Source organism: Streptomyces sp. NPDC002676 (assembly GCF_053592455.1).
In genome coordinates this window covers 159,994-171,641 of record NZ_JBSFVT010000001.1, presented here as the reverse complement: position 1 = coordinate 171,641, position 11,648 = coordinate 159,994, and the positions used below count along the sequence as shown (strand labels likewise).

Annotated in this window: 10 protein-coding genes; 4 read left to right on the top strand and 6 right to left on the bottom strand. The window is 68.6% G+C overall.

What is annotated here, in order from left to right:
- The first annotated feature begins 69 nt into the window (after window positions 1-69).
- Window positions 70-939, top strand: coding sequence for an LLM class F420-dependent oxidoreductase (locus ACWD3E_RS00790; RefSeq protein ID WP_451385387.1), 870 nt, complete (start codon window positions 70-72; stop codon window positions 937-939).
- A 94-nt stretch (window positions 940-1,033) separates the two neighbouring features.
- Here the strand turns inward: ACWD3E_RS00790 and ACWD3E_RS00785 are convergent, their stop codons facing one another.
- Both ACWD3E_RS00785 and ACWD3E_RS00780 read right to left on the bottom strand, forming a co-directional pair.
- Window positions 1,034-1,891 carry a fumarylacetoacetate hydrolase family protein gene (locus ACWD3E_RS00785; RefSeq protein ID WP_451385386.1) on the bottom strand — a complete coding sequence of 286 codons (858 nt, stop codon included), beginning with the start codon at window positions 1,889-1,891 and terminating at the stop codon, window positions 1,034-1,036.
- 153 nt (window positions 1,892-2,044) lie between these two features.
- On the bottom strand, window positions 2,045-2,572 hold the full coding sequence (locus tag ACWD3E_RS00780; protein WP_451385385.1) for a winged helix-turn-helix transcriptional regulator: 528 nt from the start codon (window positions 2,570-2,572) through the stop codon (window positions 2,045-2,047).
- 68 nt (window positions 2,573-2,640) lie between these two features.
- Between ACWD3E_RS00780 and ACWD3E_RS00775 the strand changes: the two genes are divergently transcribed.
- Entirely contained in the window at window positions 2,641-4,047 is a 1,407-nt protein-coding gene (locus tag ACWD3E_RS00775; protein ID WP_451385384.1) for an MFS transporter, read from the top strand.
- Window positions 4,048-4,066: 19 nt separating this feature from the next.
- Here the strand turns inward: ACWD3E_RS00775 and ACWD3E_RS00770 are convergent, their stop codons facing one another.
- Window positions 4,067-4,909 (bottom strand): class E sortase, encoded by an 843-nt coding sequence (locus ACWD3E_RS00770; RefSeq protein ID WP_451386466.1) that lies wholly within the window; start codon window positions 4,907-4,909, stop codon window positions 4,067-4,069.
- Between the two features lie 166 nt (window positions 4,910-5,075).
- On the opposite strand from ACWD3E_RS00770, the gene ACWD3E_RS00765 reads away from it, so the two are divergent.
- Both ACWD3E_RS00765 and ACWD3E_RS00760 read left to right on the top strand, forming a co-directional pair.
- A complete protein-coding gene (locus tag ACWD3E_RS00765) occupies window positions 5,076-6,092 on the top strand; it encodes a hypothetical protein (RefSeq protein WP_451385383.1) in 1,017 nt (338 codons plus the stop codon).
- A 389-nt stretch (window positions 6,093-6,481) separates the two neighbouring features.
- Window positions 6,482-6,949, top strand: coding sequence for a very short patch repair endonuclease (locus ACWD3E_RS00760; RefSeq protein WP_451385382.1), 468 nt, complete (start codon window positions 6,482-6,484; stop codon window positions 6,947-6,949).
- On the opposite strand, the gene ACWD3E_RS00755 is transcribed toward ACWD3E_RS00760, so the two are convergent.
- The 3 genes from ACWD3E_RS00755 to ACWD3E_RS00745 all read right to left on the bottom strand — a co-directional run bounded on the left by ACWD3E_RS00755 (window position 6,929) and on the right by ACWD3E_RS00745 (window position 11,648).
- Window positions 6,929-8,230 carry a DNA cytosine methyltransferase gene (locus tag ACWD3E_RS00755; RefSeq protein ID WP_451385381.1) on the bottom strand — a complete coding sequence of 434 codons (1,302 nt, stop codon included), beginning with the start codon at window positions 8,228-8,230 and terminating at the stop codon, window positions 6,929-6,931. The genes ACWD3E_RS00760 and ACWD3E_RS00755 overlap by 21 nt on opposite strands.
- Before the next feature lie 176 nt (window positions 8,231-8,406).
- Window positions 8,407-10,224: a DEAD/DEAH box helicase gene (locus ACWD3E_RS00750; RefSeq protein ID WP_451385380.1), complete on the bottom strand. Its 1,818-nt coding sequence runs from the start codon at window positions 10,222-10,224 to the stop codon at window positions 8,407-8,409.
- Window positions 10,221-11,648 (bottom strand): hypothetical protein, encoded by a 1,428-nt coding sequence (locus ACWD3E_RS00745; protein ID WP_451385379.1) that lies wholly within the window; start codon window positions 11,646-11,648, stop codon window positions 10,221-10,223. The genes ACWD3E_RS00750 and ACWD3E_RS00745 overlap by 4 nt, the downstream gene beginning before the upstream one ends.

The window sequence follows — 11,648 nt, the reverse complement described above, 5'->3', positions numbered from 1 at the left end:
CCCTCCGGTTGGGTCTGTCGTACGCGCCAGCGATCATGAAGCGACTCCCACCCGGAGGGAACGGAACCCATGAGCACCGCCCTGAAGGAATTGGTCGGCCGGTACGGCGTCTGGAGCCCCGGTCTCCGCTCGGAGGATCCGGCCCGGCGCGGCGCCATCGCCGAGGCCGCCGCGGAACTGGAGGAACTCGGGTACGGAGCCGCCTGGCTGGGCAGCAGCCCCGCCCCCGCGCACGCCGCCCCGCTCCTGGAGGCCACGTCCCGTCTCGCTGTCGGCACGAGCATCCAGAGCATCTGGCAGCACGAGGCCGAAGCGAGCGCGGCTGCGTTCGCCGAGCTGGAGTCGGCCCACCCCGGCCGCTTCGTGCTCGGCCTCGGCGTGAGCCACGCCAAGCTCGCTGAGCAGTACCGCCGCCCGTACTCCGCGCTCGTCGCCTACCTGGACGCGCTCGACGCGGCCGGCGTCCCGGCAGGGCGCCGCGTCCTGGCGGCCCTCAGCCCGAAGACCCTGGAGCTGTCCCGGGACCGGGCGGCCGGCGCGATCCCGTACCTCACCACGCCGGAGCACACCGCCCAGGCCCGCGAGCTCCTGGGCGAAGAGCCGCTGCTGGCTCCGGAGTTCGCAGTCGTACTGGAGAGCGACCCGTCCCGCGCCCGCGCCCTGGCCCGGCAGCACTTCGCGGTCTACCTCCAGCTCCCCAACTACACCAACAGCTTCCAGCGGCTCGGCTTCACCGAGGACGACCTGGCCGACGGCGGCAGCGACCGCCTGATCGACAAGCTGTACGCGTGGGGCGAGGAGGACCTGATCCGGGACCGCATCAACGAGTTCCACGAGGCGGGCGCGGACCACGTGGCGATCCAGGCGGTGCACGACGGCGAGCGCGACGCCCTGCCGCGAGAGGCGTGGAGGAGGCTTGCCGCCATTTTGGCGGCGTAGCCGACAAATAGGGGCGCGGGGAACTGCGCGACCAGCCACGACGAACCCGCAGTCGCCGTACGACCGCAGTTCCCCGGCGCTCTCAGCGGAGCGCCTACGCGTTCTTCAACTCCTGCCGCTGACGCCCGAGCCCGTCGATCTCCAGCTCGACGACATCCCCGGCCCTGAGGAACGGCTTGGGCTCGGGCTGCCCCAGCGCAACCCCCGCCGGCGTCCCCGTGTTGATGACGTCGCCGGGGTACAGCGTCATGAACTGGCTGACGTACCGCACGACTTCACCCACCGGGAAGATCTGGTCGGCCGTACTGCCGTCCTGCTTCAGCTCCCCGTTGACCCACAGTTTCAGCGACAGCTTCTGCGGGTCGGCGACCTCGTCCCTGGTCACCAGCCAGGGTCCCAGCGGGTTGAACGTCTCGCAGTTCTTCCCCTTGTCCCAGGTCCCGCCGCGCTCGATCTGGAACTCCCGCTCGGAGACGTCGTGGGCGAGGGCGTACCCGGCGACATGGGCGAGCGCGTCCTCGGCCGACTCCAGGTAGCGGGCCGTACGTCCGATGACGACGGCCAGCTCGACCTCCCAGTCGGTCTTCACCGACCCGCGCGGCACGAGCACGGTGTCGTTCGGCCCGACGACCGTGTCCGGCGCCTTGAAGAAGACGACCGGCTCGGCGGGCGGCTCCGCCCCGGTCTCGCGGGCGTGGTCGTGGTAGTTGAGCCCGATGCACACGACCTTGCCGATCCGCCCGAGCGGCGGCCCGATACGCAGCCCGGTCGCGTCCAGCGCGGGCAGCTCGCCCGACTCGGCCGCCGTACGCACCCTGGCGAGCGCGGAGTCGTCGGCCAGCAGGGCACCGTCGATGTCGTCCACGACACCCGACAGGTCCCGCAGGGTCCCCTCGGCGTCGAGCAGCGCGGGCCGCTCCGCACCCGCCGTACCTACGCGCAGCAGCTTCATGGTCACCGTCTCCCTCGATCGCGGGCGCCCGACCGATGGGTGCGGCCATCGCAGGACTGGACGATCCTCCAAGCCTGCCGTCCACTCCGCAAGACCCTGTTCACGTACTGGACCGTAGCCACCCCCGGTTACCCGGTTACCCGGTCACCCCGGTTACGCGGGCTCGGTCTCCAGCGGCTCCAGCAGCCGCTTCGGCTTCAGCAGCGCCCGGCTGACCGGATCCGCGGGCGCGGGATCGAGTCCCGGTCCCGGCACCATCACGAGATCCGGCACGGGTACCACGATCCCGCAGGCGGGACACTCGCCGTACGGCCCGATCTCGGTGCCGCAGTCGGCATGCCGGAAGGACCGCAGCGGGGCGCCGTGGAGCTGCTCGCGCCCCCAGCGGCCGAGGGCCCGCAGCGTCGGCCACAGCGCGATCCCGCGCTCGGTGACGACGTACTCGTCACGCGGCGGCGCGTCCTGGTAGCGGCGCTTCTCCAGGATCCCCTCCTCGGTGAGCGCGCGCAGGCGGGCGGAGAGCACGGCGCGCGGGATGCCGAGGTGGACCAGGAAGTCGTTGTAGCGCCGGACGCCGTAGATCGCATCGCGGACGACGAGGAGCGTCCAGCGCTCACCGACGATCTCCAGCGCGCTGGCGATCGAGCATTCCTGCGTCGCGTAGTCCTTGCCCAGTGCCATGCGGTCCACTGTAGCCATTTTCCGGCGGTTGGTTCATTGACCGAACCGAGGATGCTACGGTTCGAGGCATGACAAGGTTCAATGAACGAACCATGGACGTTCAGGCGGCAGAGAAGGCCACCGGCGGCTCCACACCCCCGCACCCTCAAGCCACACCAGCCCTGACCCTGGCCCTGACCAGCGCGGCGACGGCGGTCGCCCTGATGACGTACACCGCCCCGATGGTCACCCTCCCGGCCACGGCGGCTGCCCTGCACACCCCGCTCTCCGCCCAGGCCTGGCTCCTGAACGGCGCCCCGCTCGGCCTCGCCGCCCTCCTCCTGGTGGCCGGCAGCCTCGCCGACGACTACGGCCGCCGCCGGGTCTTCCTCGCCGGCACGCTGGCCCTCGGCCTGACGACGGCGCTCGGCGCCTTCACGACCTCGACCTGGCTGTTCACCCTGGCCCGCATCGCGCAGGGCGCGGCGAGCGCGGCGATCCTGGCGAGCAGCCTGGGCCTGCTGGTGAAGGCGTACCCGACCCCACGCGGCCGGCTGCACGCGACCGGCGTATGGGGCGCGTTCGTGAGCGGCGGCATAGCGGTAGGCCCGCTGCTGTCCGGCGCACTGCCGACCTGGCGGGTGGCGTACGGCGTACTGGGCGCGGCGGCCCTTCTCCTGACGGCCCTGTCCGTAAAGCCTCTCGTGGAGTCCCGAGCACCCCGCGGCGGCCGTCCCGACGTGACAGGCGCGGTGACCTTCGGCCTGGCACTGGTGTCCCTGGTGGCGGCCCTGACCCTGGGCCGGGACGGCTGGCTGCGCGCGCCGGTGGGCCTGTTGCTGCTGGCGGCGGCGGTGCTGGTGGGCGTCTTCGCCCGGGTGGAACTCCGCAACCGCACCCCCATGATCGACCTGGGCCTGCTCCGCCGCCCCCGCTTCCTGGCCTCCTCGGCGGGCGGCCTGTTCACGGGCCTGGCGGTGATCGGCCTGTTCAGCTTCCTGCCGACGCTGCTCCAGCAGACGCTCGGGCTGTCGCCGATGGACACGGCATGGCTGTTCCTGCTGTGGTCCGGCCTGTCCTTCGTGGTGGCCCTGCAGGCGAAGCGCCTGGCGGGCCGGGTATCGCCGCGCCACCAACTGGCCCTCGGCTTCCTGCTGCACGCGGTCGGCGTACTCGCCCTGCTCGGCGCCCCGGACTCCGGCTCCTGGCCCCGCCTGCTGCCGGGCATGGTGATCGCCGGGATCGGCAGCGGCCTGCTGAACGCCGCGCTGCCGCTGCTCGCGGTGGAGTCGGTACCGACGGAGCGGGCGGCCATGGGCTCCGGGGCCCAGCAGACCTTCCGCTACATCGGCTCCTGCGCCGGGGTGGCCCTGACGATCGCCATCGCCACGTCGACGGGCGGCGGCCTGGCGAAGGGCTCGGATGTCGCGATGATGGTCTCGGCGGGCCTGGCGGTGGTGGCGGCGGTAAGTGTGCTGACGCTGAAGGACCGTTGAGCGACGGGTGGTTGAGCCGCTACCCCCGGGGCCGGGGCCGCATGGAGACCAGCTTCCCCCACACGGCCATCCGGTACCGGGAGGTGAACTCGGGTGTGCAGGTGGTCAGGGTGATGTAGTAGCCGGGCTCGCCGTACCCGTACCCCGGCCGGACAAGGGACCGCGGAACGGGCCGTACGACCCCCGAGTCACGGGCGGAGGTCTGCGGCAGAACCTTGTCGACGGCGTAGGTGTAGACCGCGTCCCGCGTATCGACCTCCACGGTGTCCCCGGGCCGCAGCCGCGGCAGATACCGGAACGGCTCCCCGTGCGTGTTCCGATGCCCGGCAAGCGCGAAGTTGCCCGCCTGCCCCGGCTGTTGCGTCCCGGGGTAGTGCCCGACGTACCCCTTGTTGAGGACGTCCGCCTTACTGACACCTTCGGCGACGGGGACGCGGAGCCCGAGCCGGGGGATGACGAGGATGGCGTAGGCCTGCGAGCGGCGGGGCGGGAAGGAGACGGGGACGGACCGGTACGAGCGCGACGGCGCGGAACTCCGTGGGGTAGGCCCGGAAGAGGCACCCATACCGTCGGAACCGGAACCGGAACCGGAACCGGAGCCAGAGCCGGAGCCGGTGGTGCCCCCGCCGGAGTCACCGCCGGCGACGCCGCTCCCCCACTCCCGCTCCAGCGCCTCCACCTTCCGCTCGGCGCCGCGCCGGGCCTCCCGGTTGGTCCACCACAGCTGGTGCACGACCAGGAGCATGAGCACGACCCCGACGGTGACGAGCACCTCGGCCCCACCGAACACCACCCGCCGACGCCGGGCACGCCGGCGCCAGTCCCGGTGCCGTACGACCGGCACGCCCGCCGAAGCCCGCATGCGCACGCCCACCACCTCCACCGGAGCCGCCCGCGCACGATAGGTCCAACCTCGCCAACTCACCAGTGCCAGAAGGGCGTGACGGTGTAAACGCAGATCCCCGGAACACCCGCGCAGGGGGGACACACTCCTCCCCCGCGCTCCCCTCGGCAGTACGGTGTCCCCCATGCGCCCCGACACGCCTGCCGAGAACGTCGACCACACCGCCGAAGCAGCACGCCTGGAGCGAACCGCCGGCCTGTATCCCGAGGACGCCGAGGCCCTGCTCCTGCGCGCCGCCGCCCACCTGGAACTCTCCGGCGACCGCCCCGCCGCGACAGCGCTCTACGACCGCCTGCTGTCCACCCCGGACACCCTGGAGAACCCTTCTCTCGTGCGAGCCCTGAAGGCCTCGAACCTCTGGGAGTACGACCACGAGGCGGAGGCAAGAGCGATCATCGAGGGCATCCGGGTAGCCGCCCCCCGCGACCCGGCCCCCTGGGTGATCGTGGCCGAGTCCCTGGAGTCCCACGACGAGCTGGAGGCGGCGGCGGAAACCTTCACGGAGGCGGCGATGCTGCTGCTGCCGACCTCTTCCTCCCCTGAGCCCCCGTACTCCACCCACCCCGTCCTCTACGGCCGCCACCGCGTCCGCCGCATGCTGGGCCTGCCGCACGACGACTGGGACACGCTGGCCGACACCCTCCACACGTCCCCGGTCTCCCTGGACGAACTGCACGACCCGAAACGCGTATGGTCCCTGGGCTCGGACAACCCAGCAGAACTGAAGGCCGAAATCTCCCGCCTCCACGCCGAACTGGGCGCCTACCGAGAGGCCCTCTCCCGCCCCTTCCCGGTGGCGGTCCTGCACTGGCCGGCCCCCGAACTGACAGAACTCCTCACGGCGTACCCGACCCTGTCGACGGAGTACCCCTCCCACGCCGACCACCTCTCGACCATAGAGTCCTCCCTCCGCGAACTCTCGTTGTCCGGCACCCCCAACCTCGGCATCGTCACAGGAACGGTCCCCTCGTACGAGGCCTTCGCCGCCTCGGAGGGCACGTCCCCGGAGGACACGACACTGCTCCCGCAGTACGCGACGACGCTGGCGGCACGGGGGCGGGCTGTGGCTTGGCCTCCGCAGAGGGGGGCGGAGTGTTGGTGTGGGTCCGTTCAGGCCTACGGCGGATGCCACGGGGCGTAGGGATACGGCCGCACTGACTCCCCCAACTGCCACGCGCCGCAAGCCGCCCCCATCGGGCATGCCCCACCGCTGACGCGCTTCGCCCCGTCCGGCTCTGCAGCCGACCAAGCCCCCACCCACCTGGACCCCGCTTTCCCCGGGCCGCCCGCTCACTTCTTACCTGCGCTGAAGCGGCCCGGGTCAGGGGTGGCCCGGAGGACCATCGCCGTCAGGCGGCGCGGGAGTGGAGCGCAGCGGAACGGGGGTGTCCTTAAGGCGGGCCGCGGAAGCGCAACAATGCCGAGAAGCGGGCGGCCGACTACTCTCGCCTGCTCCGCCGAGGCCAGCAGCGACCGCTGGCGGGTATGCCCATGCCACTCTGCGGGGCGCGCCGGACTACCCTCTTCAGTGTGCCCGAAGATGAAGATCCCGAGTGGAGAGCACCAGAAGGTTCCTGGGCCTCATCGGCAGCGCGTCGGCGCAATATGCAGGCGATCCGCAGCCGTGACACCAAGCCTGAAAGGCTGATCCGGCGGCTGGTCCACGCGCAGGGCCTGCGCTACCGCGTATCGGCGCGCCCTCTCCCGGATCTGCGCCGGACAGCGGACATGGTCTTCCGCCCGGCGAAAGTGGCCGTATTTATCGACGGCTGCTATTGGCATGGATGTCCGGAACATTACATCCCGCCGAGGACAAATTCAGGCTACTGGTCCGAGAAAGTACTGAAGAACGTGCAGCGAGACCGCGAGACGGACCAGCACCTAAAGGATGCGGGATGGCTCGTGCTCCGTTTCTGGGAGCACGAGCCATCAGAAGTATGCGCTCAGCACATCGCAGCCGTAGTGACTGAACGGCGATCAGGATTGCGGAAGTCCTGAAACCGGCAGCGCCGTCTGCTCCGAGACTTTCCGCTCAGGTTCACTGTCACCGGTATCCATTGCGTACCCATTCAGCAACTGGTCACGGTATTCCGGGCGCAGCGCCGCGGCAATTGCCCGGCCGACCGCTTCAGCAACCGGCGGCGGGAAGGCATTACCGACCTGCCGATAACGAGCAGTCTTCCTGCCTTGAAACTTCCAGCCATCCGGGAACCCCTGGATCATGGCTGCCTGCTGAACGGTCAGCATCGGCCCGGCAGGCCTGAAGAGGTCGCGCTCCGGATCGCATTCATGCGGATCGTTCGCAACGCCCATCGCGTCCACGCCAAGCGCGGCCCAGGCACGCTTGGCTCTGGTAGGACCGAGGTCGGCGCCACCATGCTTGCGAGACCCGCCTACGAGAGTAGGCGCGACGCCTCGCCCCGCTTCCTTGGCCTCCAGGGCAGCCCTGTGCCAGTCGCGGTAGATGGCCTCACCCGTCCGCTGGCCGTTCTTAGCGCGCTTCCCTTCCCAGTTCTTGTCCCAGAATTCCTTACAGCGCTCCTCCATGCTCTTTTCAAGCTTGTCGAACACCGTCACCTCTTCACCTTCGAGCCGAAGAGGCCACTCGAATTCAGTACCACCAGACTTCAGGACATCCTCATGAATTGCGACAAGAATGGCGCGGGGGCGGAGCTGCGGGACGCCGAAAAATTTGGCATCGATTCTCCGCCATGCGCTCCGCATGACGAGGTCCTGCTTCTCCGCCGACCAGTATTCTTTGATTTCAGGGACAACATAACCAAAGGAGCGCAGCGTGTTCAGAATGTCCCTGCGATAGTCAATGAAAACCTCCGGAGGCTCAAGGATGCCACGGACGTTCTCAATCATGACCGCGCGAGGGCGCAACTCTTTTATGATATTCAGCGCATCAGGAAAAAGATCCCGCTCATCGTCCCGCCCCAGCCTTTTCCCAGCAAGGGAAAAGGGAGGACACGGAACACCGCCGGCAAGCAGATCAAGCCGTTCCTCGCCGACCGGAAGACTCTTGTGAACCTGCGAGCCAAGGAATTTTCTCACATCCATCGGAGTAATCCCCTGGGCGCGCTCCCGGTTCCACCCCGGCCAGCCGCCGACATTCGCCTTCAGCGTTTCGACGGCATGCGCGTCCCACTCCACGAGAGCCAAGTGATCAAAGCCTGCCTGATGCAACCCGACAGCTTGCCCGCCCGCCCCCGCGCAGATCTCGACGGAGGTCAGAGGCGAGGTGAACTGCGGACGCTCGCGGCCGCTGGGGCGCATGGCGCTCCTCCCGGAAGTGACTCAAAACCGATCCCAAGTGTTCCAGAGTCACTGCGCCTGCAAGGCGGTACTCCGGTTTCCCTTGGCACACAGAGTCTCGCACTCCACTGACAACCTCCTCGTCCCTCCTGGTACGGCCAGTACGGTCCGGCACCAGGAAGGACGATCGGCGCAGGTCAGCGGGTGGCCATGTGATGAAGCAAGGCCTCCATGTCACTCGGTGCCAGACCAGCCGCGACCGCAGGCTCTTCCTCAAGATCAGCAAGCTGCTGGACTGTGGGGTCGTCCAGGATCTTCCCCATGAACTCGAGCTTCTGGTCGAGACGCACCTCCACCACCTCATCAATGGTGTTCCGGGCAGCCAGAACGGTCACACGCGTGACCGTGTCCGGTGCAAGGCCGAGGCGGTGGATCCGGTCCAGACTCTGGAGGAAACGGCCGGCCATGAAGTCGCGGTCCACATAGACGGCGTCGTGGCAGTCGTGATGCAGGTTGATCCCCTCTCCCAGCGTCGCGGGGTTGGAGATCAGCACCATGCACGCCGGGTCCTCCCGGAAGCGCCGCAGCTGCTCATCCCGGTCCGGCGTCCCGCCATACACCACCGCGGGACTGTATTTCTCGAGCATGTGGGCCAGCGTCGTCAGACTCCGGACGAACGTCGTCCAGACCAGCGTCTTACGGCCCTGCCGGGCGTTCTCCGCCACGATCGCCACGGCCTCTTTGTACTTCGGAGACAACTCGTAGTCGGGCAGATCATGCATGAGCTGGTACAGCGAGCTGCCCTGCGGGATCTCCAGCGGAGGCAGCTGGTAGGCCAGCGGTTCGTACTTCGTCGCCCCTTCCAGGAGCAGCGCCGGACTCGTCGCCGCCATAAGAAGCCGCAGGGCCGTCTTGCCCAGCGAACTGAGGTCTTCCCGAGCCGCGCCAGTCCGCATGCCCCCCACCAGCGAGCTGTAGATCTCATTGTGCAGGGGCGGCATGTCGACGTATCTCATGCGCAGCTGCATCGGAGGCAGACCGAGTTCCTGCTTGGTCGTCCTCGTGAACAGGGGCCTCAGTACGGAACTCGCGTAAGCAAGATCTCCGCCGGCCACCGCCTGGACCACGGTGCGCTGTCCGTGTCCGGGCCAGACGAAGCCAAGCAGGTTCTCAAGATCCTTGGAGCCGTTCGGAGCCGGTGTCCCGGTGAGGATCAGCCGCCTCCGTGCGAGCGGGCCTAGCGCCATACAAGCGGCCCCGTACGTACCGCGCGCCCCGAGCTTCATCCGGTGCGCCTCATCGAGGATGATCATCGACGGGGCCGACTGCAACCAGCCGGCCAGCGTCCCCAGCGAGCGGTCAAGACGCTCGTAGTTGACGATCAGCACCTCAGCCCACTGGTCCAGGGATCCGTCGAGCACGTGGGTGCGAAGCGGGTAGCTGAAACAGACAGCGGTCTCATACCGCCAGGACTCATACGCCGACTTGGGGCAGACAACCAGGAGGCGGCTGACGTTTCCCTTGGCCTTCTGGGCGGCGTACACCGCGAGCGCGACGCGTGTCTTGCCCGCTCCGGGCACGCTGAAGTTCGCCCCGTGCCGAAGAGAGAGCAGTTTGGCGATGTCACGCCGCTGGAACGCGTTGAGTTCCGCTTCCCAGGAGTCTCCGAGCAGGCCTGTTACGTCGTCAGGTTCGACTTCTCCCGTTGCGGCCGCATCGGAGAGGCGCTGCTGGACGGTGTTCGCGTCCTGGACGACGCCGGCCACCAGATCACGGAGCTCCGGAGCCCACTCGACTCCGGCATGGTCGGGCCAGTGACTGAGGACGCCGAGGTCCGCGAGAAGCTCGTCCAGTGCCACCGACGCGGACAGGGGGCCCAGCTGGCCGCCGGTACGGAACCGGGCGGCCAACTGAACGAGATCCTGGCGGTACTGGTCCGTCGTACGTAGCACCACACGCGTCCGCGACTCGTCGAACCCGAGACGCAGAGACGTTTCACTGGTGGTCTCGGTCACTGCGTGCCTTCCACCGCAGCGGCCGCCAGCAGCCAGGACACGCCGTCCCCGGGGTTGGGGATACCCCGGCCCGACTGCTGAGCCAGCTTCCGCAGACTCTCCCGCAGCTTGAGCACGGCCTCGTCGAAGGCCTCCTCGTCGAAGCTCTGCGAGGTACGTGCCTGGACGATCTCGATCACGCACTGGTCGATACTGGCGCAGGCATCTGCCAGCCGGGCGGGAGCGAGCTGCTTGCGCTTACGCACGCGCCCGTCGCGGCCCGCCTGGTCGATGGCTTCGTTGAAGGCGGACTGCGCCTCGTCGAAGAGCTCCTGCGCCTTCGCCCTTTCGCTGTCGGTCAGATCGGGCGCCTTCGTCCTGGCAGCGGCACGCAGAATCTGGTCGTTCAGCGCCCGGGCCGCAGACACTCCCGCCGACGCCGCAGGCACATCGAGCCCAAGTCCCGGAACTGAGACCGCCTGGGGTCCGGCAGCCGCGCCGCCCTCCGTAAGGTGCGACGGCAGCGTCTGCCCCAAATAGTCGTTCTTCAGGAAGTCCTCGTCGATGTGCCGGATGTCTGTCTTGGAGAAGTCCAGGAGGATGGCGGCCAGCCGCCACTCCTTCAGAATCTCGGCCTGGTCCCGGTCAAGAGACTGAAGCTTGACGTACAGGCGCTGCAACTCCTTGAGACTCTCCTGGGCCGCCTCCCAGTCGACGAGCCTGAGCGTGGCACCCCCACCGCTCTTGCTCCGGTCGTTCAGGTCCTTGATCGTGCGCAGGATCCACCGGGCCTGGTCGTACGTGGCGGGCTTGATCCGGAACTCCTTGGCGATCTGCTCGCGCGTCTTCCCAAGCGCAGCCTGCTCTTCCATCGCCAGCAGCCGGTTGATGAAGGTGTAGTCGCGGCGCTGGTCCTGGCGGAGCTGCAGGGACAGCTCGACGGCGTAGATGTCCGCCCAGGTGAACGACTCGGGCAGCACACCCACACGCATCGACTGCACGCCGAGCTCGCTCAGCGCCACCGCACGGGTGTTGCCGTTGACCAGGACGCCGTGGTGCGTCACAAGGCCGGGTTCGTTCTGGCCGAACGCCTTCAGGTCGTCCTTGAGCTTGTCGAACTCGACGTCGCGGACGTCCGGGTTCGTCGGCCGCGCCTGGAGCAGGTACCGGAGGTAGTCCTGGCTCTCAGCACTCCAGGGGTCCTTCTCCAACAGCTCGTCGCGGACCGCGTCGTGGCTGCGCTGCGCCCGGATCCGGTGCGTGCCCGGGTTGAAGTAGAGGCCGCTCAGCGGGAGGTCAATGACCTCGACATGGGCCTGCTGACCATTCCAGTCGACGGTGACCGTCTCGCGCGTGCCGCCGCCCGACCTGACCTCCTCGAGGCGCTTCTTGATCAGTTCACTGAACTCTGCCGCGCGCGGGGGCGCCGGGAACTCGCGAAGCAT

Coding starts and splice junctions, on each gene's coding strand:
- ACWD3E_RS00790 (WP_451385387.1), top strand. CDS start 70: ATGAGCACCGCCCTGAAGGAATTGGTCGGCCGGTACGGCGTCTGGAGC.
- ACWD3E_RS00785 (WP_451385386.1), bottom strand. CDS start 1,891: ATGAAGCTGCTGCGCGTAGGTACGGCGGGTGCGGAGCGGCCCGCGCTG.
- ACWD3E_RS00780 (WP_451385385.1), bottom strand. CDS start 2,572: ATGGCACTGGGCAAGGACTACGCGACGCAGGAATGCTCGATCGCCAGC.
- ACWD3E_RS00775 (WP_451385384.1), top strand. CDS start 2,641: ATGACAAGGTTCAATGAACGAACCATGGACGTTCAGGCGGCAGAGAAG.
- ACWD3E_RS00770 (WP_451386466.1), bottom strand. CDS start 4,909: ATGCGGGCTTCGGCGGGCGTGCCGGTCGTACGGCACCGGGACTGGCGC.
- ACWD3E_RS00765 (WP_451385383.1), top strand. CDS start 5,076: ATGCGCCCCGACACGCCTGCCGAGAACGTCGACCACACCGCCGAAGCA.
- ACWD3E_RS00755 (WP_451385381.1), bottom strand. CDS start 8,230: ATGCGCCCCAGCGGCCGCGAGCGTCCGCAGTTCACCTCGCCTCTGACC.
- ACWD3E_RS00745 (WP_451385379.1), bottom strand. CDS start 11,648: ATGCTTCGCGAGTTCCCGGCGCCCCCGCGCGCGGCAGAGTTCAGTGAA.